This window comes from Rhizobium sp. B230/85 (assembly GCF_019355735.1).
Classification (GTDB): Bacteria; Pseudomonadota; Alphaproteobacteria; order Rhizobiales; family Rhizobiaceae; genus Rhizobium; species Rhizobium rhododendri.
The window spans coordinates 44,635-69,019 of record NZ_CP072161.1 but is presented as its reverse complement, the minus strand read 5'-3'; the positions used below and the strand labels follow the sequence as shown (position 1 = coordinate 69,019).

22 protein-coding genes and 2 pseudogenes are annotated in these 24,385 nt (G+C 56.9%); 15 read left to right on the top strand and 9 right to left on the bottom strand.

The window, feature by feature from the left end; translation table 11 throughout:
- Window positions 1-3: 3 nt before the first annotated feature.
- Entirely contained in the window at window positions 4-3,693 is a 3,690-nt protein-coding gene (gene traA / locus J5289_RS29000; RefSeq protein WP_219276703.1) for a Ti-type conjugative transfer relaxase TraA, read from the bottom strand.
- Between the two features lie 416 nt (window positions 3,694-4,109).
- On the opposite strand from traA, the gene J5289_RS28995 reads away from it, so the two are divergent.
- The 7 genes from J5289_RS28995 to J5289_RS28965 all read left to right on the top strand — a co-directional run bounded on the left by J5289_RS28995 (window position 4,110) and on the right by J5289_RS28965 (window position 8,895).
- Window positions 4,110-4,556 (top strand): GNAT family N-acetyltransferase, encoded by a 447-nt coding sequence (locus J5289_RS28995; protein WP_209207609.1) that lies wholly within the window; start codon window positions 4,110-4,112, stop codon window positions 4,554-4,556.
- A 35-nt stretch (window positions 4,557-4,591) separates the two neighbouring features.
- Window positions 4,592-4,894: a mobilization protein gene (locus J5289_RS28990; protein ID WP_209207608.1), complete on the top strand. Its 303-nt coding sequence runs from the start codon at window positions 4,592-4,594 to the stop codon at window positions 4,892-4,894.
- Window positions 4,895-5,138: 244 nt separating this feature from the next.
- Window positions 5,139-5,378 carry a type II toxin-antitoxin system VapB family antitoxin gene (locus J5289_RS28985; protein WP_209207607.1) on the top strand — a complete coding sequence of 80 codons (240 nt, stop codon included), beginning with the start codon at window positions 5,139-5,141 and terminating at the stop codon, window positions 5,376-5,378.
- Entirely contained in the window at window positions 5,378-5,812 is a 435-nt protein-coding gene (locus J5289_RS28980) for a type II toxin-antitoxin system VapC family toxin (RefSeq protein WP_209207606.1), read from the top strand. The genes J5289_RS28985 and J5289_RS28980 overlap by 1 nt, the downstream gene beginning before the upstream one ends.
- A 760-nt stretch (window positions 5,813-6,572) precedes the next feature.
- A complete protein-coding gene (locus J5289_RS28975) occupies window positions 6,573-6,878 on the top strand; it encodes a mobilization protein (protein WP_209207605.1) in 306 nt (101 codons plus the stop codon).
- Window positions 6,875-8,539: a type IV secretory system conjugative DNA transfer family protein gene (locus J5289_RS28970; protein WP_209207604.1), complete on the top strand. Its 1,665-nt coding sequence runs from the start codon at window positions 6,875-6,877 to the stop codon at window positions 8,537-8,539. The genes J5289_RS28975 and J5289_RS28970 overlap by 4 nt, the downstream gene beginning before the upstream one ends.
- A complete protein-coding gene (locus tag J5289_RS28965) occupies window positions 8,536-8,895 on the top strand; it encodes a hypothetical protein (protein ID WP_247750768.1) in 360 nt (119 codons plus the stop codon). The genes J5289_RS28970 and J5289_RS28965 overlap by 4 nt, the downstream gene beginning before the upstream one ends.
- A 132-nt stretch (window positions 8,896-9,027) precedes the next feature.
- Here J5289_RS28965 and J5289_RS28960 read toward each other — a convergent pair whose 3' ends face one another.
- The gene (locus tag J5289_RS28960; RefSeq protein WP_312867198.1) at window positions 9,028-9,390 is read right to left on the bottom strand and encodes a helix-turn-helix transcriptional regulator; all 363 of its coding nucleotides are present in this window, start codon (window positions 9,388-9,390) and stop codon (window positions 9,028-9,030) included.
- 25 nt (window positions 9,391-9,415) lie between these two features.
- On the opposite strand from J5289_RS28960, the gene J5289_RS28955 reads away from it, so the two are divergent.
- The 3 genes from J5289_RS28955 (at window position 9,416) to J5289_RS28945 (ending at window position 11,886) form a co-directional block, all read left to right on the top strand.
- Entirely contained in the window at window positions 9,416-10,099 is a 684-nt protein-coding gene (locus tag J5289_RS28955) for a hypothetical protein (protein ID WP_209207603.1), read from the top strand.
- Window positions 10,099-10,251 carry a hypothetical protein gene (locus J5289_RS28950; RefSeq protein ID WP_209207602.1) on the top strand — a complete coding sequence of 51 codons (153 nt, stop codon included), beginning with the start codon at window positions 10,099-10,101 and terminating at the stop codon, window positions 10,249-10,251. Before J5289_RS28955 ends, J5289_RS28950 begins: the two co-directional genes overlap by 1 nt.
- A gap of 603 nt (window positions 10,252-10,854) precedes the next feature.
- Window positions 10,855-11,886, top strand: a complete 1,032-nt coding sequence (locus tag J5289_RS28945; RefSeq protein WP_209207617.1) for an IS630 family transposase — start codon at window positions 10,855-10,857, stop codon at window positions 11,884-11,886.
- A 207-nt stretch (window positions 11,887-12,093) separates the two neighbouring features.
- Here the strand turns inward: J5289_RS28945 and J5289_RS28940 are convergent, their stop codons facing one another.
- The 3 genes from J5289_RS28940 to J5289_RS28930 all read right to left on the bottom strand — a co-directional run bounded on the left by J5289_RS28940 (window position 12,094) and on the right by J5289_RS28930 (window position 13,338).
- Window positions 12,094-12,405 carry a cold-shock protein gene (locus J5289_RS28940; protein WP_219276702.1) on the bottom strand — a complete coding sequence of 104 codons (312 nt, stop codon included), beginning with the start codon at window positions 12,403-12,405 and terminating at the stop codon, window positions 12,094-12,096.
- 239 nt (window positions 12,406-12,644) lie between these two features.
- Window positions 12,645-12,980, bottom strand: a complete 336-nt coding sequence (locus J5289_RS28935) for a helix-turn-helix domain-containing protein (RefSeq protein WP_209207600.1) — start codon at window positions 12,978-12,980, stop codon at window positions 12,645-12,647.
- Window positions 12,961-13,338 (bottom strand): type II toxin-antitoxin system RelE/ParE family toxin, encoded by a 378-nt coding sequence (locus J5289_RS28930; protein ID WP_209207616.1) that lies wholly within the window; start codon window positions 13,336-13,338, stop codon window positions 12,961-12,963. The genes J5289_RS28935 and J5289_RS28930 overlap by 20 nt, the downstream gene beginning before the upstream one ends.
- Window positions 13,339-13,764: 426 nt before the next feature.
- Between J5289_RS28930 and J5289_RS28925 the strand changes: the two genes are divergently transcribed.
- Complete coding sequence (locus J5289_RS28925; RefSeq protein ID WP_374108622.1) at window positions 13,765-14,679, top strand: HEPN domain-containing protein; 915 nt, start codon at window positions 13,765-13,767, stop codon at window positions 14,677-14,679.
- A 112-nt stretch (window positions 14,680-14,791) separates the two neighbouring features.
- Here J5289_RS28925 and repC read toward each other — a convergent pair whose 3' ends face one another.
- The 3 genes from repC to repA form a co-directional block, all read right to left on the bottom strand.
- On the bottom strand, window positions 14,792-16,114 hold the full coding sequence (gene repC, locus J5289_RS28920) for a plasmid replication protein RepC (RefSeq protein WP_209207598.1): 1,323 nt from the start codon (window positions 16,112-16,114) through the stop codon (window positions 14,792-14,794).
- A 197-nt stretch (window positions 16,115-16,311) separates the two neighbouring features.
- A complete protein-coding gene (gene repB / locus J5289_RS28915; RefSeq protein ID WP_209207597.1) occupies window positions 16,312-17,310 on the bottom strand; it encodes a plasmid partitioning protein RepB in 999 nt (332 codons plus the stop codon).
- On the bottom strand, window positions 17,307-18,524 hold the full coding sequence (gene repA / locus J5289_RS28910) for a plasmid partitioning protein RepA (protein WP_209207596.1): 1,218 nt from the start codon (window positions 18,522-18,524) through the stop codon (window positions 17,307-17,309). The genes repB and repA overlap by 4 nt, the downstream gene beginning before the upstream one ends.
- Window positions 18,525-19,145: 621 nt before the next feature.
- On the opposite strand from repA, the gene J5289_RS28905 reads away from it, so the two are divergent.
- Both J5289_RS28905 and J5289_RS28900 read left to right on the top strand, forming a co-directional pair.
- A complete protein-coding gene (locus J5289_RS28905; RefSeq protein ID WP_209207595.1) occupies window positions 19,146-19,439 on the top strand; it encodes a hypothetical protein in 294 nt (97 codons plus the stop codon).
- Window positions 19,440-19,719: 280 nt separating this feature from the next.
- A pseudogene (locus J5289_RS28900) lies at window positions 19,720-20,285 on the top strand (cation transporter).
- 101 nt (window positions 20,286-20,386) lie between these two features.
- Here J5289_RS28900 and J5289_RS28895 read toward each other — a convergent pair.
- A pseudogene (locus tag J5289_RS28895) lies at window positions 20,387-20,922 on the bottom strand (Tn3 family transposase); the annotation flags it as partial.
- A 710-nt stretch (window positions 20,923-21,632) separates the two neighbouring features.
- Here J5289_RS28895 and J5289_RS28890 point away from each other — a divergent pair.
- Complete coding sequence (locus tag J5289_RS28890; protein ID WP_209207620.1) at window positions 21,633-21,983, top strand: hypothetical protein; 351 nt, start codon at window positions 21,633-21,635, stop codon at window positions 21,981-21,983.
- A gap of 153 nt (window positions 21,984-22,136) precedes the next feature.
- Entirely contained in the window at window positions 22,137-23,909 is a 1,773-nt protein-coding gene (locus J5289_RS28885) for an SWIM zinc finger domain-containing protein (protein ID WP_209207594.1), read from the top strand.
- Window positions 23,910-24,385 lie beyond the last annotated feature (476 nt).

Genomic DNA, 24,385 nt, shown 5'->3' with positions numbered 1-24,385 from the left:
CTCCTATCGTTCAAGCCCTTGGCCACGCCCTCGAGAAATCTGTCGGTCCATCTCGCGGCCGATAGTCTGTTCCTGGCGGATATTGCCGATGCCGAGCTCCTGGGCGCGGCTGCGCACGATAGCCTCCACCTGTGGATCCTTTTCGATCTGAGCAGATACCTGGCGCATCTGACCCTCGACCTTGCCGCGGGCCTTGTCATGGGTCCAGCTGCGAAGGCCTTGGCGCTCCGTCTGAAGTTCCTGCCAGCGATTGATCAGCCGGTCGGCCCGAACGTTCGGATCGGCCTGCAAAGCCCTTTCCTTCTCCATACCGGCAATCAAATGACTGACGCGCTCGCGGCCGGTATAGGCTCGCATAGCTTTCAAGATATCCGGATCATATCGGGCGGCTGAGGCCATGAGTGCCGGTGATCCAGGCTGCGCCTGCTCCATCTGTCGGCCGGCTCCCTGCAGTTCCAATTTCTGGCTCGCAAGAATGGGCAATCCCTGATCCTGCATCCTCGCTGCAGCGGTGAAGGCGCGGGCATACCGGTCGACCGCCTGCTCGAACTGCGACGGCCGCCGCCATGCCTCAGGCGATCGTGGAATATCTGGCCTGTCCGGCGGCTCACGCTCCCTGGCGGCAGCATTCAGCTTCAAACCGGCAAAGATGCTGCGCTTCGGGGTTGCCGCCTGCGGAGGGCGCTCCTCCGCCGTTTTGGGACGATCTTGCGATGGCTGGGGTTGCGACGCTCCACTGTGCCCGAGCTTCAAGCCAGCAAATGCGCTACGACGCGGAGCCCGCTGGTGGTCGGAAAAAGCCCGAGCGGGATCGCGTTCAGGACCGGCCTGCATTGGGGGTCGCACCTCATCAGAGGCACGCAGTGCCGACCGGTCCTGAACCTCCCGTGCCGGATGGTCCGCACGGGAGACCAATTCTTGGACAAGCTTTGGGGTAGGAGCAAGATCAATCTCGCTTCTGATGCCAAAATGCTGCGCGACGCCACGGCGCTCGGCAAAGTCCCTGGTATAGTCGAGCGTGGTTTCCTTGACGCCGGATCGGCTGAGCCGGCTTTCCATCTGTCGATAGGCAAGTTCGCCGGCGCCAGCGACTTTCCAGGAATTGCGCTCGGCCGTCGTGCCGTTTGGAAGATGAACCGTCTCGGATCCGCGATGCTCAAGCCCGATCCTGTCTCCGATCTCCGGCTTCGCCTCAGCCATTGCCCGACCGAGATCGACGCCCCAGGTCGTGTGCTTCTCGCCTCGATCGTTTTCCAGCGTTACGAAATAGCTGTCGCGGTTACCGGCCTTGTGTTCGAAGGGCGCAACGCCATGCTCGACCAGACGACCACAATTGCGATTGAACTCGTCCTGGCTCCCATAGAGCTGCACCCCGTCGCGATGGCGGGTCATGGCGACATAGGTCAGATGCCGGTCCATTGTCGCGGACGCCATGACGAACGCTCGGTCGACTGTCGCACCCTGGTTCTTGTGGATCGTCGTCGCATAGCCATGATCAAAACTTTGGTAGGAATTTGTGTCTATCCTTACCAGGCCAACTCCATCCCCTGGCGACAGTACACTGCCGTCGAGCTCCACATGTAGTGCGTCGGGCTCGACGGCCTTTACTGTCCCCAGCATGCCATTCTTCACGCCGAGATCGCGATCGTTCTCCAGGAAGACCAGCCGGTCTCCCTCGGCAAAATCGCGGCGGCCATCATTGGTCTGATAGGTGAAGGCCTTCGGCCGCTCCTGCTCCTGGGCGGAACGCTCTCGTTCCATAAGATCGCCACTGTCGCGAACCTTGGCAAGCGCGCCGCGCGCCTGCAGCTCGCTTCGGATTGCATCGTTGATGGCGCGAACATCGACACGCCGATGCGCCATCGCCACACGGCTGCCGTCCGGCCGCTGCTCCCGGTCGGCAAGATAGTCGCGAACGATCTCGGCGCGTGCCACCTCGCGCGTCTCGCTGAACGAAACCTTGCCGTTGTCCCGATAGGCAGCCAGACCATCCACTGTGCGATGAGTGGCAAAGGCAACGGAGGCCTCGCGCTGCCAATCAACCCGCTGACGCCGGATTTCCGAAAGCTCGGCATGGCCGATCTGCTCGGCGATCGCCCGGAACGGAGCCCCTGCCCCGATCGCCTGGAGCTGCTCATGATCCCCGACAAGCACGATCTTCGCACCGGACCTCTCGGCCTCGCCCACAAAGCGGGCAAGCTGCCGGCTGCCAATCATGCCGGCCTCGTCGATGACGAAGACGTCACCTCGGCCAAGCGTCCGGTGACCGGCCTGCCAGTTATATTCCCATGAAGCCAGCGTGCGGCTGGCGATGCCTGAGGACTCCTCCAGCCCTTCAGCCGCCTTGCCCGACAAGGCCGCGCCGTGGACCGTGTAGCCTTGTCGCTCCCATGCCTCGCGCGCCGCTGCCAGCATCGTGCTCTTGCCGGCCCCGGCGTAACCAACGACGGCCGCGATCCGCTCAGGCCCGGTGATATGCTCGATTGCCGCCCGCTGCTCATCCGAAAGGCGTGCTGTCTCAAGACGCCGAGCGCGCTCGCCCGCATCGAGTTCACCGCGCTCCATTGTCCCCGCCGTATCGCTGAAGACACTCGCCCGTATCGCATCATCCTGGCGCCCAATTGCCCGTTCGACATGTCGGCGATCCACACCATGACCCTCAGCCCGATGAAGTCGCTCGGCGGAGTGGGCAAGGCCGTTTTCCAGATCGACCATTTCACGGGTCGAATAGCGCGCAAGCTCGACCTCTCCTGTCGCCAGATCCATGCGCTCGGCCTGTAACTCGACCAACGAAGACGACGACATCACTGACGCAAAGGCGTTCTGAAACGCCTGGGGATCATCGTTGATGTAACGATGCAAAGCGCGGGCAATATCATGCCGGTCGAACACGCTCTTCTCATTGCTGATCAGCGTCAGAACCTGTTCCGGCTTTTCCCGGATCAGATCCGCGTTGCGCTTGGCTGCCTCTGCATCGATCCGGGTCCGATCGACCTCCCCGCCCCGCCGCATGACGTTCGTCGCCCTGACGCCCATATGCTCCGTCGGCTCGATCTCCAATCCGCGCTCGGAGTGGGAACGATGATCGATGCGGATATCCAGGCCCGCCCGCGCAAGTTCGCGGTTCGCCATCTGCTCCCACGACCGGCGGATATCGACCAGTTGCATCTGCGTTGTCGGCAGGTCGCGCGGCAGCAATTCCTTGTTGGCAAGTTCCATGTAGGTCTTGTCGCCGAGCCCATCACGGCTCACCTGTCTCGTCGTCATCATCACATGCGCATGATGGTTTCGAACGTCACCCATCTTGTGCGGCTGGTGAATGGAAAAATCGACCGCTGCGCCATAGCGATCGGCCAGCCCTTTCGCAAACTCCCGCGTCAGCGCCAGCCGCTGTTCCGCAGACAGTTCATGCGGAAGCGCCAGTACGAATTCCCGGGCCACACGGGCATCCTTGCGAACCTCGCGCTTCTCGACGGCATTCCACAACTGTGACCGGTCCCTCGCCCAGTCCGCATCGACGCCCTCCGGCAGCACGATCTCGGAGTGATCCACGCCCTGCTTGTTGCGATAGTCATGCGTCAGTCCATCACGCTCGTTGGTAAGTTTCTCCGCGGCGCGGTAGGCGATCGCCGCAACCGCGCTGCGTCCGGACGAGCGAGACACCGGTGTCATCTGAGCGTAGAAAATGGCCAAGCGCGATTGCCTTTTCTGTCTCGTGTTTCGTCTTCCGCACCAGCGGCGCCGGGTTGTGCATCAACCCGTATATGCGCCCTTGTAACCTCAATCGCTCCGCTCAATCGGCCACGGTGTGGCGTCTGTGATGGACGTCTGAGTAAAGCGATTGAGCCTCCAAAAAACTACAAATCGGTACGATTTTCAATATTGGCGGTGGCATTTTCGCTTGAGGCGCCAAGGCTTTTTTCTTATTCTTGCCGTCGAAAATCGATATCGCGGTCCTTCTTCAGGAGGCGTGACATGAGCGATAGCGTGCCGCTGAAGAACGATTTGTTGATCGAGATGCCGGCAAGCGACAAACTGTTCGCGTCCAAATGCATCGCGGGCACGGTCGCCGTGATGATACCTAAGACCAGATGTTGGCTGAGGTTTGCATGTCTATTTTGATCAGGAAAATGCAAAGGACCGACAGCGACTTATGGGCCGCTATGCGATCCAGGCTTTGGGATCGTCTCTCTGTCGAGGAACACTCGGCCGATATCGAAAGGTTATGGAACGGCGAGAAAGGGAACGGCTACATCGCCCAGACCCCTGATCGCACTGCGGTTGGCTTTGCGGAAATATCCATTCGTGACTATGCCAATGGCTGCACTGCGCAGCCCGTTCCGTTCCTGGAGGGAATCTGGATAGACCCCAGCCATCGCCGCACCGGGATCGGCAGACTTCTCATCACGAACATCACCGACGATCTGATTGTCCAAGGGTTTCATGAGCTCTGCTCCGACGCTGACATCGGAAACCGACGATCGCACCAGGCGCACAACAATTGGGGGTTTTCTGAAACTACTCGGGTCGTCTGTTTCCGCAAACCTTTGTGCTAGTCCCGCTTCGCCTTACCTGTTCGAAAGGAGAGATGATGGCCAGGAAGACCATCGAAGAACGCCTCGCCCAGATCGAGGCCCAGCGCAGAACCCTCAAAGCCCGCCTCGGCCAACAAGAGCGCAAGGAAGACACAAGACGCAAGGTGCTGCTTGGCGCCCTCGTTCTCCACCGTCTGGAAAACAGCGGCGATGCCGAGTTTTCGAAACGTCTCGCCGAATGGTTACGCCGCGAACTGCCGGGCTTCCTCACCCGCGATGCCGACAGGCAGCTGTTTGTCGACCTGCTGCAGCCCTCCCCTCCTTCCTCGAAAGGTGCCTCGGCGGAAGGAACGGATTAATAATCCAGGCAAGGCTCATAGGCCGCGTTTAACAACATGCTGCGGACCGCAGCTCGTGATCCGCTGGTGAAAGATAAATACCATCGACGATCCTTCGATCGCCCATGATCGAGACGTGAGGTGTCCTCGGCAACGGCGGCCGAAGAGCCGCGTTGGTGTGAACCGACTGCAGCAAACGCACCAAGTGATGTTGCAAGGATATGAAAAAGAGGATATTATATATCCTCCAAAGGATATGCCCGCCATGCCTCTCTATATCAAGGATCCGGAAGTCGACAAGCTCGCGGATGAGCTCGTAGGCCTTACCAAAACCTCCAAGGTCGACGCCGTGAAGGCGGCACTGAAACGCGAGATCGCCAGCCGCAGAAGCAGCCTGCCGATCCGCGACCGCCTCGCAAAATCTCTTGCGATGGCCCGCGCAGCGGGGCCTTATGCACCCGGCGACCACAAGCGTGAGACCGATGAAATGTGGGGCGAGGACTGATGCTGTTCCTCGACGCATCCGTTATTGTCGCGATCCTCGCTTATGAAGAAGACCGCGAGGAGCTGTTAGACCGGATCGGGCAGGACGAAGGTCCATTCCATGTGTCGTCAGTCGCTCGCATGGAAGCCTCGCTAGCGCTCACCCGCCGCATGGCCGAGCGCGTCGGCCGAGACAAGCCTGCAACGCCTGAAATGCTTCAGGAGTCTCGCCGAATAGTAGATCAGTTTCTCGTCGACCTGGAGGCGGAAGACGTCATGATTTCCGGCGATGTGGGATCCAAGGCCCTCGACGCCGCGCAGCAGTACGGCAAGATCGTCAACCACCCTGCAAAGCTCAATATGGGCGATTGTTTCGCCTACGCTTGTGCTCGCGCCTACGGGACCAAGGTCGCCTACAAAGGCAACGACTTTTCCCTGACCGATATAGGCTGGTAGCGCCTAGGCGCTTCAATGCCGAGGCAGCTTTAAAGGTAACCCCTCACCCTCTCCCACTCGCTCTGGCTGCCCCATAGCCGCGACGGCTCACTAAGACTTTTTGGCGGTTCGGCCATAGGACATTCGATGCCGTGGGGGACAGATTTCGGCAAAATCGCTGCCAGGTCAGTGGCAGAAAGGCGCGATGCAAAACTCAGGCGTAATAATATTACAATTTCGGTTGGGAAGACGTGCGCCTGAAGCGGTCAAAGCATCTGGTCCAACCTAGACAGCGTAAGCCGACATTGCTCACCGAGTGCCTCACTCTTCCCGCCGCGATAATAGCTCAGTGCGATGACGGCCCAATACAGCGCCCGAGCTTTGCCACGGACCCAATCGCCCTCGCTAAGCCTTAAGACATTCCTAAACCGATCTGGGCAGCGGGCTGCACTCAAGACCAAGCAGTTGCGTAGCCAGCTGCCGGGTCGACCCCGCCGACAATCCCAATCGCTCAAAACTGCTTCTGCAGATCTGCATCATTACAGCCTTCCTGCTTGAGCGTATTTTGGGGCGTCATTATTTATCAGGCCATCGGCGGCTGGCTGCTGATCCTTGCGGCCAAGCTGCTAGTCGCATCGCAATGATGGGAGTTTCTCGGGCACGCCGCACGATTGACGTGCCTGCCTCTCCCGCAATCAACTCTGGAGACCCGAAGCTTGGCCTGTGAATTCTGTCCCCCAAAACATCCGCTAACCCCGAATGGGAGAAAGGTACAAAGACCATGCCACGCAAATCCATCGAGGAGCGCCTCGCCCAGATAGAGGCGCAGCGCAAAACCTTAAAGGCCCGCTTGGGAAAACAGGAGCGCTCAGAAGATACCAGGCGCAAGATTCTACTCGGGGCGCTCGTACTTCATCGACTCGAGATCAGCGGCGATGGTGAGTTTTCAAAACGCCTCGGTGAGTGGCTGCGCCGAGAACTTCCCGGCTTTTTAACGCGAGACGCCGACAAGGAATTGTTCGGAGATATCATCAATCCGGACGCTCGTGATACGAGCGCGGGAAATACTGGGGAGGCCGCGTCATGAGTCAGGCAACGCTTGCATGGGCTGCGCTCAAGAATATGCTTCGCGCAGCTGCCCGTGATCCCATCTGGGCTTTTGTCTCGATACTGCTTCTTCCCTTTCGTGCAGCCAAGCCTGTGTTCGGAGCCTTTTGCCTGTTGGCTATCGTGTTGGCAGTCATTGAAATTGGGGGGCGGTATGCTCTCCAACGAGCCGGATTTGAACCCAGAAGCATTGCCTTCATCTCACTTGACCTGATCGCAGCAGCCGTCTTGTTGTCGCTGATGTTTCGCCTGATCACCAATCCTATCATCATGCATTTCGGCGACATGGAAGGTAGCACCCACGGCTCGGCGCGCTTTGCCGCCAACAAGGAAGTTGCGCCCCTCACCCGGACTGGATCCGGCTTGCTGATAGGGCGCGATGCAAAGACCGGAAAACCACTTCGCTACGACGGACCTGCTCATCTCCTGACGATGGCGCCGACCCGGACCGGCAAAGGTGTCGGCACCATCATTCCCAATCTGCTGACCGCCGATCGCTCGGTGATCTGCATCGATCCCAAAGGGGAGAATGCAAAAATTGCCGGTCGGGCGCGCCAGAAATTTGGATGTGTCCATGTCCTTGATCCCTTTGGGGTGACGGGACAGCTCTCAGCCGCATTCAATCCGCTCGATGAGCTCGATCCGGATGGCCTCGACGTGGCAGAAGATGCCAGCACACTTGCCGACGCTCTCGTCTATGATGAACCGGGCATGGGCGGCGAGGCGCACTGGAACGAGGAAGCCAAGGCGCTGATCTCAGGCATGCTGCTCAAGATTATCGTGGAAGAACCCAGATATCGACGGACACTGACGACTTTGCGCGAATATCTGACCCTGCCGCCTGATGATTTCACCGCCCTTCTCAAGCGCATGCAAGAGAATGTTGCGGCGGGCGGGTTGGTCGCTCGCGCCGCCAACCGGCATCTCGGCAAATCCGACCGGGAGGCGGCCGGTGTGTTGTCAGCGGCGCAAAGGCATACCCACTTCCTCGATAGCCCACGGATGGCGGCGGTGGTCGGCCGCTCTGACTTTTCCTTCCGTGACCTGAAAGCGCGGACCGAGACCGTCTTCCTGGTCCTGCCGCCCGATCGGCTGTCGACCTATTCGCGCTGGCTGCGACTGCTCGTAACCCAGAGCCTGCTCGATATGGCCCGAGATCCGACGCGACCACCGTCGCCCGTCCTCTATCTGCTCGACGAGTTTGCAGCGCTCGGTCATTTAGCTCCCGTCGAGCGTGCCATGGGTCTCATGGCAGGCTATGGCGTTCAGCTTTGGCCGATCCTCCAGGATGTCCACCAGTTGCGCGCCACTTACGGTCAACGCGCCGGCACGTTTCTGTCAAACGCCGGTGTCCTCCAGGTCTTTGGCGTCAACGACCACGACAGTGCCCGTCTTGTCTCCGATCTGCTCGGACAAGAAACCGTGGTGTTCCAAACCATGGGTCGCGCACTCGATTCCGAAAAGTCTGGCATCTCCTATGGGGAACAGCATAGCGCTCGGCCGCTCCTCACCCCCGATGAAGTCCGAAACCTGCCCCCGCATGCCCAACTGTTGTTCCTCGCCGGCCAACGCCCGATCGTCGCCAGGAAACTCGCCTACTATGCTGACGTGGAATTCAAGGGAGCATTCGATCCGGTATGAGCGAAGACGATGAAAAAGAAACCGAGGCCATGAGTAAAGATCTGATCTGGATCCTCAGCCTGATCGTGAATAGCAGGCCGGAAGAGCGCCAGCGGATTGCACTTGCCTACGCCCAAGCCCAGGATCTGGTGGCAAGCATCTCGAAAGACAATGGCGATGCCTGGCCTCGCATTGTCGCCTGCTTCGAACGCTCCGATGCCTATCAGGCTGCAGGCGACCCCGCCTGCGCTGGCTGGTTGCTGACAGGCATGCAGGAGCGGGTCAATGAACGCGACCTTCCCGACTGGCGAAAACTGCGCAAGATCATAAGCAACACCATCAAAAGGCTGCCTCTGACCAAGCCGACAGTTCACTGAGACAGGTAAATCGGGCCCTGGCGCTATGGCGCCGGGGCATTATTGCTGGCGTCATCCGACTCTCTATGGTGCGATAGGGAGGGCGCTTGCCTCCGCGCTGGGGTAACTGCGTCGCATAAAGCCCGCCAGTCGTCATTCATTTCGCAAAGCGAGTTTCTTCAAGCGGACACCGGGGCCACCATCACAACTTTCGGAAATAAAAATGATCCCGGCATCCTCCAATACCTCCTGCAGATGGTCGATTGTTGATTGCTTAAGGTCTTCACCCCTCTCGTAACGGACCAGCGTATTTGTTGAAACGTTTGCGAGCTCAGCAAACTCTACAATCCCTAAACCTAGTGCCGCACGGGCCATCCGGTACTGAACCACAAGCATAAAATAATCGCCATATTTTGGCGAATTTATTTGATCCGCCGTTTTTTGAAAGCTATCATACAGTTTCGTACCGACGAAGTCGGCCAGGAAGGTGCTGTAACACCAACCTGGCCTGACCAAAATCTAGCTATCTGGAGCTTAGATCATGGCTGATTCTGAGAATAGCAGAACTGCGCCTACAATTTCCCCTGGAAAAAAAGGATCATCTAACGGAAAAATCAAAACGTTGCCGCATGTGATCAATCGTCGAAACCTTCTTCCCGTCGCGGGACGGGTTTTGCAGGACCGGATAGCATCAATTCCTCCCAGGACTGTAAGCGGCCGAACACCCGTACGAGAGATTTGGCTGCGTTGGTGGGATTTATTTCAGCAGCGTGTCCGGGCAAGCCGCTTGCGGAAAAACCTGGAGACCAGATTGCTCAAGGAAATGGGCGGGCACCCATGGGTGGAAATAGACGTAGCGGAAATTGGTCAACCAGTCATCGTACGGACCTATTCGGAGATCAATGCAATCGCACCGCGCTTGGAACCTGATCAAACCGCCAGAGCAAAAGTATCACTACGTCAACGTCGGCGCGAGTGGAACAACGCTGACCGCCGCCTTGGATACAGCGCAGCCCTCGCTAAGGAACAGGAAACTGCTTTCTCCGAAGGGATTTCAGGTCGCGTATTGCTTCTCACGCCGCCCTCCTCTCTCGTTGAGGTCGCCGCCACGCTTCACTGCCTCCTTGTCATGCAAGATCCCGATCTGAAACTAAAGGATGAACCTTGGCCACAGCTGCGTAGGATGCTCAAAGAACTTATTCGACCCGAACTGTCTGAGACTTGATGACAAAGGCAGACCGCCAGTGGCTTCCCGCCGACAGACTTCACTGCGAAAAGGCAACGCTCGAGAACATTCTGCAGGTGACCGCCCGACTGGCGTTCATCTGCAGATTGAACCTCCCACGGAATATGCTTTCCGCCATCAACGCGGCGTGATCGAGAATATTCGCGCCGGAGCGGCGCTTTAGCCTAACGAAACTTCCAACCCATGAGGGAGGCAATTCCTAACGTCGCTTGACAGCGTTCATCCTCTGGAAGTCGGCGAAGCTCCTACTGCATAGATATGACGATCTTTGATCGTCAACACACCTAGAGTGGCAAAGGCCCGGTCTCCAACTGCAGCCCCGGGCCTTCCCTTGCCGCCTTGTCAAGAAGCGCGGCGCGGCGGGCCTAGCGTCAGATCGCGTCAAGGTCAATGCGCCACGCGCTCGTCGAAACCATCTCCATCAATTGGGGGGTTGTCGCTGAGTGGCCCTCATCGCTATAAAGCAATCGTCTCCTTTGTTCCCCTCAGGAGGCAGGGCGAGCGCCCTGCTCGCATCCAAACTGGCCGCCGGCGTTCGCGCCTGGCGGCGCTTTTCCCCCGCCACTGGTCTGATCAACCGGACCTTCCGCTACGCGTCAGCATATTGCCCCCGACGACCCTCCGGTCACTTCGGCGCGACGGGAAAGCGCGTTCCTCCCGGACCGATCACAGCTCTCTTATAGACCCGGCACGGATATAGATTGATTTCGATGGCATTTCGTTGTGCTTTTTGCATGGACGCAGATGCACGGAAGTTAAGTAGCTCAGCTCTTTATGAGCTTCGTCGACAGGTTGTCCGGCTGCATAAGGCCGGTCACAAAGTGATGGGGATTGTGGCGTTGACAGGCTTGTCCTGGCAGGCGGTCCGCAAGGCGATTGACGCTTATGAAGCGGCCGGTTTATCAAGCCTGAAGCCGAAGGATCGCGGTCGATCTCAAGGCGACGGTCGAAGCCTTAGCCCGGAGCAAGAGGCTCACATTCGTGGTTTAATATACGAGAAGCGACCTGAGCAGTTGAAGATGGAATTTGCGCTGTGGACGCGCGGCGCGGTGATGGAATTGATCACCCGAGAATGCGGAATTTCTCTGAAGATCCGGGCTGTCGGCAATTATTTGAAGCGATGGGGTTTGACACCGCAGAAGCCGATCCGTCGGGCCTACGAGCAAAGTCCGCAGGCGGTGCAGGCATGGCTGGAGGCGACATACCCTGCAATTGAAGCGCGGGCCAAGGCGGAAGGCGGCGAAATCCAGTGGGGCGACGAGACCGCAGTCATCAACACTGACGTGCGCGGTCGATCCTATGCTCCAAAAGGCAAGACGCCCGTTGCTTATGCACCAGGAAGCAGAGCCAAATTGTCGATGATATCGACCGTTACCAATCAGGGCAAAACGCGTTGGATGATTATTGAAGAGAATTTTGGCGCAGACAGGCTCATCGAATTCTTGGAAGCCCTTATCAGCGACGCGGATCGCAAGATATTCCTTATCCTTGACAACCTCCGTGCGCACCACTCGAAATTGGCAAAAGCATGGTTGGAGACACGCAAAGATCAGATCGAGATCTTTTATCTTCCGAGCTATTCGCCTGAATTGAACCCCGATGAGCGGCTCAATGCCAGCCTCAAACATGCAATCAGCACGGCCGTTCCTGTGAAGACCAAGGCGAAACTCAAGGCCGCTGCAGACAGCCATATGAATAGCCTCGCAAACTCCCCCGGTATCGTAATGGCCTTCTTCAGGGACCCAAGATGCAAATATGCAGCCTAACTATCACCGTGCCGGATCAATAGTGTCGGGATTTGAAATTAGGACACAACTTCTCAAAGGAAAATGCCTTATAGACGTCGGGTTCGAGACCGAGCGCGAATTACGTCTCGATGCAGATCGGTCTTGGCGCATTGTTGAGGAATACGGTTCGGGACTTGGGGCTTGGCAGGCCCGCTGACTCGGCCCAACAATCATCACGCCAGCAACTCAAACTGGTCGCAGGCCCCATTCGCGCTCAAATTCGTCGTCAGTGTCCAGCGACTTTTGTACGTCTTCGCCCTTCGCTTTGCTGGGCGATATTTCAACAGCGACCGATGAGACGGCGCTGAGATTATCGGCAAATTTCCGTCCCCTGCTCTCGGTTACGACGTAGTTCAGGGTCATGCCTGTCTCGAGCCGTGGTAATTTTGCTGCCTCGACGCTCTTAAGAGGAAGATAGATGTCGGCCCCACCTTCATCGGGAATGATGAAGCCAAAGCCCTTTGCGACGTTGAACCATTTTACCTTTCCAGTCGGCAAATCCACACTCCTGTAAATTAGGGAATTTCCACGATCATGTCTCAATGCAGCGGGCTCAAAGGAGCTGTTGGAGCCGCAATCTACAGCGATAGGAAAGCCCGTTCCCCTTCAGGCCCCGAGCCCGCAGCAAATGCTCTAACAGAAAGCTCCTGACGTTGACATTCCCGTGACCGGTTTGTCACCCGCCTGTCACAGACAGCAACGCGCAGTTTTCCGCTCCATTATGCACGCTTGCTTCCTCAAGCAACCGCGAACGTCAGATGCCCGACTGGATCGGCAGTCGGTTTCACGGTAATTTCGATGTCATATCCAAGCCGGCTCAAACATTCCATAAGTTTACGCTCCGACAAGTTTGCGAAATCGCCTCTAAGCAGCAAGGATACTTTCGGTTGCGGAAGTCCCATGCGATGGCCCGCCTGTTCTTGCGTCAAATCAAGTCGGCGCACCGCCTTCGCAATCTCGATGACAAGACCGGATTTTATTTTCAGCTTCTCAGCATCGGCAAGCCCCAGATCCGCAAATACATTGCCGGAGCTGCTTTCGACCTCAATGCCGTCAATGATGCGAGTTGCCATTGCTTATCTCCTTTGCAAGAATCTCCGCAACCTTGAGCCGGGCTCGGATGATATCCAGATCCTCTTTCGGTGTAGCGATCCCGCTTTTGCTCTTTTTCTGGAAGCAATGAAGGACGAAGACAGCCTCTTCAAACCTAACCGTGTAAACAGCGCGGTAGGTACCGCCTCCATCGTTTTCAACCACTTCCAGAACACCGGCTCCGCCGAAGCCTTTGAGTACCTTGGCCGCATGATGCTGGCCGCCGTGCTGGGCAAAATGTAAAGCATAACCGAACTGTTTGCGCACATCTGCCGGAAGTTTTAGCAGGTCTTTTCGGCTACTGCCTATCCATTCAAGCGGGCGTTCGTTTTGGTTCATATTCATTTTATATCTGAACTGGTATAAATTGCAACGGACCTATGTGGATATTTCATCATTGCTTAAATCCGATCCATCACGCGCGTTCTCTCTGGCTTGCGGATAATCACACTTCGGACAAGACGGTTCAGAGCCTCGGCGACAAGCCGATCCTGTGAAGACCGGCTGCTCTCGGCATTGCCTTACCATGTTGAAATTTACTAAACACTTCAGACGCGGGGTTCTTGTCAAGACCTGTGCCGACCTCCTGAACATCGGTAAACGCGATGGCGCGGCCTTGACTGTCCCACGGCTCATCGCAGCGACGGCCGAATGGTTGCCTTCCAGAAGGCTGATCCTTACGCTTGCGTTTTTTCCGGCGGCGTCCCAGAATCGATCTGTCATAAGTGCGACGTCCAAAGAATATTTCATGAGGCTATTTTTTTGATCTTCCCCGAGCAACTTGATCATCTGCCCGACAGAAAACGCCGCGAGCTGTCTCAGGTCGTGAAGATCATATTTGAGGAGTTCGAGGACGCCCAGAAGACCAAGCTTTCCGAAAAAGCTCGGGCTGGACGGATCCTGAAGTTGATCCTGTTTGGCTCCTACGCTCGTGGTGACTGGGTTGAAGACCACGACAGTGGATATCGCTCCGACTACGACATTCTGGCCATCGTCAACACCAACAGATTTGCTGAGGAAAACGAAGTCTGGCTTAAGATAGACGAACACCTGACACAGGAATTTACCGTCACACAGCGCCTCCAGACGCCGGCTAAAGTCATCGTTCATAGCTTGCCGGACGTGAATGATAAACTTGCCCGCGGCCTGCCTTTCTTTGTCGACATCGCCCGTGATGGCATCATGCTATACGAAGCCCCGGGGCATCCGCTAACCGAGCCCAAGCCACTGGCGCCAGAGGCTGAGCGGCAAGAGGCGCAGCGGTATTTCGATCAGTGGTTTTCTAAGGCGAAGCGTTCGCTTGAAACTGCGGACTTCCAACGTCAGAGATCGATAAGCGATCATCGTTGGAAAAATGACGCTGCTTTCGCAATGCATCAAGCCACAGAGGGATTTTATCACTGTGCCCTCCTCGTTCTCACGCTTTACAGCCCAAAATCCCACCGGCTGAACATGCTCCGTACGTTTGCTGAACGCCTCGATCCACGGCTAATCGAAGCCTGGCCACGCGACACAAAGTTTGCGACGCGATCCTTCACCAGGCTTGATCGGGCCTACGTCGATGCCCGCTATTCCGCTCACTACGAAATCACCAAGGAAGAACTCGATTGGCTTGTCGATCACATCAAGCAACTTCAGGACATCGTCGCAACGATTTGCGCTGAGCGGCTCAATGGCTAACACTGGCGCCACCCCTAGCTTGAGCAGCGTCTTCGCCAGTTTAGCCAGAAGCGTTGCGGATTGGTTCTGAGAGACGATCCGCTGTATCCGCCCGGTCACTCCACCCATCCCCTCACCCTGTCCGCTCGCGTCTGCCGGCATTGGCCCTTGCGAGCGACATCAGCATCGGACCGATGGCGAACTCGCCGCGCTCTGTCCTGCGGGTGAGGTCGCGCAGATATCCGCCGGCCGACGTGATGCTGCCGGCCCGTTCCAGCACGCAGGCCATGACGGTCGCCGCATTTTCGGGCCCCATGATGGCGCAGGCCTCCTCGTAGGCGCTGGGGCTGACCCCCAGCATCGAGCGGACGACGACGGCTGCCGCCATCAGGTCTCGCCAGCTGCCAATACTGCCACCCGGGCCGTAGGACAGGATTTCCGGGCAGGCCTGCAGCACAAGCCCGAGCGGAAACGCCTTCAGCCCCGGTTGATCTCCGCCGGCCACAGCCAGCCTTCGCGGTTTCACCAAACGGCCATCCGCCATGCTTTTGCGCTCGCCGCCTTCACCTGCTGCAACGGTGTGTCCTATCGGCATATCCGGCGCCTGTGGTTGGATTACCGATATCTCGCCCTGCTTCTTGTTCGAAGCTGGTTCAAGATCAGATTTAGAGTCGGGATTTGAATTCTGTATGTGACGCTCAGCTTGGGACTCATTGCCATGCATATTTTGAACATTTAGCCGAACTTCCAACAGGTTGAGCACTTCCTCGCGCAGCATCTCCATCTCCTCGACAATAGGCGTGATGTCATGGATGTCGGGAGAGCGCGGGATCCGGGCCACGAGATCGCGGAAATGGCCGTGGACCATCGTCCAGTCGCCCGACACACCCTCTTCCAGAGCCGTCTCGATCAGCTTGGCAACGTCACGCCGGCAGAGCGACAGACGCTCACGCATCGCCCTGAACAGGGCGCGGTCGACGGTAACCTGCGCTGCCAGCGCCTGGATCTCATCGGCACGAGCAATCAGCGGAGCGATATTGAAGCCATAGGCCTGGTCGACCTCCCCTTCCCCGTCCCGGCGCGCAAAGCGCTTGCCGTTCGGGCTATCCTTGCGCACCAGCAATCCGGCCTCGACCAGGGCAGCCAGATGGCGGCGCAGCGTTGCCGGCGCAATGCCGTGGGCGCGGATCGATAGCTGGGCGTTGGAGGGAAAGACCACGAGGCCGTGCTTTGCACTGAGCTCATTGCCCGGATAGAAGCTCAGCAGCGCGTTCAGCACCGCCAGCGCCCTGTCGGAAAGACCGAGCAGCGGCTTTGCTTCGCACAGCGCGCGAAAGATCTTCCATTTGTCGACCGACTGTTCCGGCGCGATGTCGTTGGCCTTGTACTGGCTTGCCAGCATGCCAAGCGTCATTGGCCGCCGCCCAAAGGGCGTCGTCACACTTCCTGTCTGCATTTTCTCGTCACCTTCAATAAGGCAATAGAAATCTGCTCACCAAACGGCGCCAAGACTCTTGACAGTGATTCCGGGAAATGCGATTCTCTAGCTGCGACACATATGAGAAGGGCTTCCACGACGGCAACGTTTGGGGGCCTTTTTCTTTTGCGGTTTTGATCTCCTGGTTATCCTCTAATTGTCAGCTGACAATTGACCTAAAGCTCTGCTTCAGAAGGGTTTTCTTTCTCAAACTGCTCGACAAGAGTACTCATTCGAGCGGCTATGAATTCTCCAAATCCTCCTGATGTAACCGTGATCTTAGTGCCTTTAGCGGTTTGCTCCATCGACGCGAGAACCACACCTTTGCGCGTTCGAATTTTACTTACGGTATGTTTCCTTGATGCTTTTGCTCCTTGCGCCTTTACCCACAATTGAGCGAATCTTTCGTTCGAATCGATCGCCGCGAAATGAGGTTCGCCAATGGCATCCGCGATCCGAGCCGATGTTGTTTCGTCCTTCAACAATTCTGCGAATGCCAACCAACGCGGACGCCCGATTTTTGAGGCCGGCCCAATAGCAAGGATGATATCTATTGGTATCGAGTCAGTGACCTGTAAAAGCCGCGAGGTTTCAGGCCTATCGACAGAAAGGGCCTGGCAAATTCGTTCGCGGTCAAAACCATGCTGCTCAAGTCTTTTTGCAAACAGGGCACGCTCGATAAAACTAAGATCGACACGCGGGCCATTCTCTTGGCCCTGCGCAACAATGAGCTCCTCGTCCGTAAGATGACGCACAATGGCCTTTACCGGCCGCCCCAGAACAATAGCCGCACGTAATCTGCGGTGCCCGTAAGCTGCTTGGTACTGGTTTTCCTTTGTCGAGTGTGGCCGCACTAGAATAGGAACCTGCTGGCCGCTATCACGCATTGATGTTATCAGTTCATCCAGGGCAGCATCATTTTCAGTCGGAATGCGGTCCCGAATGAATGACGCCTCGATCTGCTGCGGGTTCAGCTCGACTACTTTGTCGCCAGTTGCCAGCACGGATCGTAACTCTTTAGCCGCCGCAGCTTCATCGCCGAGCCTGCCGAGAGACAGGTTCATAGCCCGAACTGCACCCGCCGGTTTGTGTTGTGGCTGAGCCGGGCCGGCCACCTTAGATGTTTCAGCACCAGCGGTGCTGACCATATTTTTGAGTATGTCTCGGCCTTTCATGCATGCCCCCATGAGCTCTTGAGAAGAGCTTCGACTTCAAGATTGACGCCATCCATAGCCTCGACGGCGCGATCATACGTCTGCCGGTTCATTGACTCCCGTGCGGCTTCATAAATCGTCTGCTTTGACAGGCCAGCATCAGAAATTGCCGTAGACTTCACCATCATTGATGTCAGGACGCGTTCCCCGAACATGCTACGGAGAAACGCGACGATCTGAGCTTGTGGACCATCGTTTGGCTCATATCTCGTAACCAGATAACGCATCCAGTCATATTCGAGATTACCCCCGGCCCCCTTCACCACCGACAAGAGGTCGGAAGTCATTGCCAAAAACTGGTTCATGGATGCAACATCAAGCATCTGTGGGTGCACGGTTATCAACACAGCCGTGGCAGCGCATAGCGCGGAAAGCGTTAGAAACCCTAGCGTCGGCGGGCAGTCTATGACAACGACATCGTATCGGTCAGAAAGATCGGCAAGCGCGTTACCGACACGCATGAAAAACATGTCTGTCTCAGAACGGTTTCGTTCGGCCAAGGCTCTAGGAGTGTCGTGTTCAAATTCGTGGAGCTCCAGATTTCCAGGAATAAGGTCCAGACCCGGAAAATAGGTTTCGCGAACAACCTCCCGTACAGGCCGCCGGAGTTCATCGTATCGGATCGCGCCAAACAATGTTTCATTTTCGCCAACATCAAATTCTGGCTGATAGCCGAGCATAGCCGACATCGATGCCTGGGGATCAAGATCGACTGCAAGCACGCGATAGCCCCTAAGGGCGAGGTATTGTGCTAGATGGGTCGACGTCGTTGTCTTACCCGAGCCACCCTTGAAGTTGGTCACCGCGATAACTTGGAGATGGTCTGCCTCTCGACGGCCAGCCAAGTATGCGGGTTTGGTCTTGCCCAAGAGCTGCCGTATTGTGTTGATCTCGGATAAAGAGAACGTTCGGCGCCCAGCAGACGTTTTTTCGGACGTCACGGAATCTTCCTGAGCGGCCAAATGACGCACGTAGCTGTCGGTTACACCGAGTAATTTAGCAGCCTCCGTGCTGCTGAACCGACGCAGCGCTTTTTGGGCATCAGGCGAAAATAAGCGCGCGGACAGCTCTTGAAGATTGCTACTTAATTTTGCAGCATCATCAGCAATAGTTTTATCAATCGAAACACGCTGAATTTTTTCGACTGTTGTACTTTTTGCGGTCTTATTCGCCATTCACGGTAAACCCGATCATTCGCTCTAATTTCCGCAAATGATCTCATAGCGCACCTCTGCGTCAAGTTGTTTTTGGTTAACGCCAACTTTACCATTTTTCGCCGTCATAACACTTATAGAATTCAGTTACTTAGCTAGATTGTCAGCTGACAATTGTTTTCGCCTTCGTGCGACGCAAATGACGTCAACTCTAAAACCAGAGAGAATCACTCGTTAAGGCAGAAGCTCGCGGCTACGTGGTCGTACATTCTTATCAGGACGATTTGTTCTTCCAGCCAGCCTGTGGACGCTATCGGGGACGACGACCCCTTGCCACTTGCTGTGGCTGCAAAGCCATTTTTCAAAGGCGCTTTGACCAAAACATCGTTGCGGACCAAGGCGGCAAAGGGCAATCTCGAAATAATCCGCACAGCCAACAAGGATTTCGTGACGCTACGCGGTATCAAAAGATGATCGAATGCTGCACTGTCTCGCATGACCAGCGGGCTGAAAAACGACTCGTCGGAGCCAGATCAGAAAGTGACGGCGCAAGAGGCGTTGCGACGAACGACGCTGGCAGCGCGCAGAACCACTGGGTGAGGAAAAATCATCGCTGAGAACGCTTGAGGTATTTTAGGGGAAATGACTAACTTTCGCGAAGTCTTGGACATATATCCAGTAACGGGCCGCTCCGGCACGATGATTATCGTTGCGGGGACAACTGATCTGCCAGTGAACGTTAAGCTTGCTGCAACTGTTTATCGCCCTGATGCAACAAATATCAAGTTTAAGGTCTATAAGGATTGGATCATCTACCCAACCCAATCCGGTCCGGAAGCTGAAGGGTTTTTTCTATTTGAGCTAGAAAACCTTGATATCCCACCCCGCAGCTTGGTTGAAATTGTGGTCGACAGCGAGCCGGGCCAGAATGAGTAGAGCTAGTATGGCCTGCCCCTAACCTGAGACCACCGTGTAAATTAGTCTGGATAAGCGAAAGATCGTTGGCGATCCATCGTCTGAGCACTAGGCAAGGGTTCGCCAAGTTGACGAACCCTTGTGGATATTGCGCGTCGGTCGAGGCGCTCTACATGAAAGACTGGGGGACGTCCGCTTGTGGCCGTCGGGCACCTACTACTTTGCCTCCTTCGCGCTAACTGAAGCGGCGCGACCCCGCCTTGAGGCGACGGCTCAACGTAGCAATGTCGACCTTGCAAGAATCGTTAGATGGGTCGGGGCGCTCAACATCGGTTACTTCGCGATCGAATTCGGCGTAGCCGTTTCCATTGGACCAGTTTCCCTCTTCGCTAACAGCTTGGACTTCCTTCAGGACGCCTCGGTCAATCTGTTGACTTTGATCGGGCTGGGTTGGAGCGTTCAAAATGGTGCTAGGCTCGGAATGCTGCTGGCAACACTTTGATGGTGCCGGGGCTTGCATCACTGTCGACCGGTTGGAGCAAGCTTCAGTTTCTCTCACCGCCTGACCCACTGTCCCTGACCGTGACGGGCGCTGGCGCTCTGATCGTCAACCTCCTTTGCGCTTTCCTTCTAGCACCGTACCGAAGTCATGGCGGCAGTCTCACCAAGGCAGCCTTTTTGTCTGCGCGAAACGGTGCGATCGCCAACATTGGAGTCATCTTAGCAGGGCTCATTACTGCGTTTCTCTGGTCGTCGGCGTGGCCAAATCTCATCGTTGGGATTGGCATTGCCGCAATGAACGCTGATGCTACGCGGCAGGTCTTCAAAGCCGCCAAGAAAGAACACCGTTTCACTGTGGGAGCATAGCCAACAAAGCCTCGGAGCCCGCCCAGTTGGGTTTTGAACCACCCACATAGGCTACAAGCTCTGCTTGCTATGAATGCAGAAGCGAAAAGGGTTCGGCATTTATCGTTGGCCACCTGCAAGGCAAGGATCGTGTCGAGGAACAGTCGCAACGCCTTCGATGTTTCCGGGCGGGAATTCATATGGCGTTGCGTTTTCCGGTTGTTGACTTGAGAAAACAGGCGGCCCAACAGCTTGATGAACATCATCAGTGAGCTTCTGGCCTAGCCTAACGATCTGCGCCACGATCATCGCGCGCCAACGTCGGCACTGAAGTCGCTGGCAAGCCAAGCCGGCGTGGCGTCTCCTTCCCGCACCATCTGATCCCACCGTCCGGAAGAGATGCGAGCCTGTAAGCGAGGTTCGATCCCGAGCGTGCGCAGCAACGCAATGCGCTCTGTCAGTCCGACCAGGTTCACCGCTCCGGGAGCCTCCGGGGAAGATTTCAGCCAGTTAAAGCACGTATGCCGATCGCGGGATCGACATCCAACAATCTATCGAGTAGTTGCAACTTTTCCGGATCGAGATTCGAGAGCAAGTCAGTTTCGGCACGCCGCCTGGAGATGGCCCGCGCCGCCAATCCCATTCGCTCGATCGTGTTCGGCGTCCGCGAGTGCTGCATTTTTGCAAGCCGCCGTCTCGTCCCCAATGACGGCTTATCGAAAGGACGGCCTCCAACCCGACATCTGAGAGACCCACGGCAACATACAAGTCATCTGGTTGCTGCGGTCCCGAAAACCCGACGACAAAATATGCGGGGCTGGGTGGCGGCAAGAGGGGGTATAGCGCGGCGATCAGGATGAGACGAATCTCATCGTGATTGCCGCTACGCAGGGGGGCGAGCTCGGTCAGCGAGCACGATCTACAATAGTGGAACGTGGGAGTAACCGATCCCCGCTTGATATGTTGAGAGTCAAGACCGGTTCACCTCATTCGGATGATGTCGATGCCGCGTGGCCATACCGTCTAGCCTTGGCTAGCGTTTGGTCGCCCAACGTCCATCAACATTCTGGGATAGACAGTTCCAGCTCGGCAGGTTGTGGGTGGCTGGTTTTCAGCATGAAAGCACGCAAGCTTGTCCAACCAGCTGGCAACGTCCTCTGGGATCCGTATCTCCCCGCTCTCCAGTCCTTCGATCCAGGCCAGGTCGCACTGCAGGGCGTTGACGATGTCGACAGAAGTCCAGCGGATTGAGCGTAGGCATTCCCGGAAGCGGGCAGGGGTCAATTCAGATCCTTCAGGCTATCGGGCCAATCAAAGGATCGGCCGACTGTTCAGAAAGGGATGCTATTTATGATTAGAGCCCTTTGCTTGACCGAATCTGGAGAGATGTGTGGCGGCGCTGCCGCATTTCGCATTATCTTGTGGCCGTCCATGCTCAACCACCACATCCGAGGGAGGTATTTCAAATCAATGTCGAAATCGGTTCTACTGCTGCGCGTATTCGCCACCAGCCGCTGCGTTCTCGGCACTCGACCGGCACGAAATCGCGGCTGCGATGTCATCGCACCGCTTCGCGGGGCAGCTTCCTTTTTCAGGGACACGCAGTCCAACGCCGGTGCGCCATATACGTATGTGACGATCCCTTACTTCCTTTCCGCGTTTGGCATGGTGACGCTGCGCAACCTGCCAAATGTCGAGGCACTTGAGTGCGCTATTTAGCAGGAAAAAAGCTGCGGGCGGCCGATGGTTTAAAGGAACAGGTGAATAGCGAGCACGCGGGTGAGGAAGATGCAGCCGAGGAAGCCGGCGGCCGCGGGTTCGGTTTGAGAAGGAGGACGATCCATGAAGGATGCAATATTCGACGAGAGCGACGTGCGCGCGCTGGCGACTGTCGAATCCTTTACGCGTGGCCAAGAGTCTTTTCGTCGCGGTGCGGTTTCCAGCTTGGAGCGTCGTGGTGAGCGGATAATTGCCGAGGTCGAAGGTAGCGAGCTCTCACCCTATGCCGTCACAATAGAACTTTATGACGGCGGTTTGGCCGCTACGCGTTGCTCCTGCTCGTATGACTGGGGTGGTGCCTGCAAACACATCGTCGCCGCGCTTCTGAAATACAGAGAGGCGCCCGGAGCGGTTGCCCAACGTCCCTCTCTTGCCGACATGGTTGCCGACGTCGATCGGCAGGCTCTGATAGCTCTGTTGGTCAAGAGGGCTGGTCAGGATCCTGGACTGGAACCCTGGCTCGAGGCAGAACTGGAAACCGGAAGACCGGGGGCGACGGCCAAGGTCGCAACTGCTGTCGATTCGGAGCTCGTCAGGCGGCAGGCCGAGCGGCTGTTGTCGGGAGGCTATTCGCGCCGGCGTCGCTGGGACGATGACGTAGGTGCCGTTGATGAAGAGGCCTTCGCAGCCCTCATCGACAACGCAAGGCCGTTCCTCGACATCGGCAAGGGAGTCGATGCTTTGAAGATTCTGGTGCCGCTGATGGAAGCGCTGGTGCCCGCCTGGAGAGAACAGGCTGATTTCGATGAGACGCTGCACGAGTTTTTCTCCCCGCTTGGACAGCTCATCGCCGAGGCAGTCCTCATGTGTGACCTCCCTCCGGAAGAACGCGATGACCTGATGGTCCGGCTCGATGTCTGGCAAGGCATGCTCGACGACTATGGGCTGGATGCCTATTTGCAGGTCGCGGTTGATGCCCTCGATCAAGGCTGGGATGAGATCGGCCTTGACGACGCCTTGGCGGGAAGAAGCCGCTCCTGGCCGCCTTCGGGAAAAAGTGACTGGACGGCTGAGCGGTTGACGCAAGCGCGGCTGCGTGTCCTCGATGTCAGTGGACGGATCGACGCATTCCTCAATCTTGCGAATGCGGCGGGCCTCCATGGCGACTATACGGCCATGTTGGTCAAGCTCGGACGCATCGATGAAGCGGGGGATCATGCGCGCAAATGGTTCCGCTCTGGCGAGGACACGCTCCAGCTTGGGCGCCTGCTCAAGGAAGCCGGTTATGGTGATGCGGCGCTAGACCTTGCCGAGTGGGGGGTAAGCCTGGACGCTGAGGGCAATCGTTTCTCGGGAGCGGCCAGCCTGGCCCGTTGGCTGAGAGACAATGCCGGTTTGGTGGGACGAAAGGATCTGGCAGTGTTGGCGGCGCGGCGAGCCTTTGAGGAGAGTCTATCGCTTGAGGATTTCGAGGTCGCCGCGACGTTGGCTGGACCTGATTGGATCGAACTACGTGCCGGCCTGCTGACCAGCCTTGCGGCTGCGCGCCATGCCTGGGACAGAACGAGGATCTACCTCAGCGAGGGTATGATCGAGGAGGCTATGCGGTCCGTCGACCTTGAGACCTTGCCGGGAAATCCGTCCGACACGGTTTTGATGCGGCTTGCAGACGTGGCGCATGTCAGCCATCCAAACTGGGTGATTGGTATCGCCGAACGCATGGCTGGCAGCATCATGGAGGCTGGGCACTCGGGGCAATACGTGTTAGCGGCCCAATGGCTTGAGAAGGCAGCGCTCGCCTACGACGCTGCCGGTCGCTTTGAGGACTGGATCGCGAGGATCGATTTCCTGATCGAAAAACATCGGCGCAAGCACAAGCTCAGACCGCTGCTCGTGGCTTTGCGGTCGCCGTCTGGAACACTTTGAGGATGGAAAAAGTCGAGTAATAGTATAGCTCAATTTGAGAGGCCGAAATTCAGTCATTTCCCTTACGCACGAGCAGGCAACGCGTTCGCCAAGTGTTCCATCTGCGGTGCAACATTCTAATATGGCTCAACCAAAGGGTGAACGAACCGGGGCCGCGTTTTGACCCTCTTTGTGGTGATGTCCCGATGCTGAATGTCAAAATTCACGTTCCTTCTGCGCAACCGTTTTACAGACGAACAGATCATCGGCATCTTGAAGGAGCATGAGGCAGGCACAGATCGGCTGAATTCTCATCGGTTACTTTTCAAGTTTATCGCACACTTGCGTTCGTCAAGCCCTCGCTTGCTTCGCCTGCGGCCTGACGGCTTGGGGCTAGACCTCCGCGCGCTTTCGCGATTGTGGAATAGGGATTCGGGACGGAGAGAAATGTTCTCTCGCCTCCGGCGGGATCGAACAAAGGAATGGATATCGGCTCG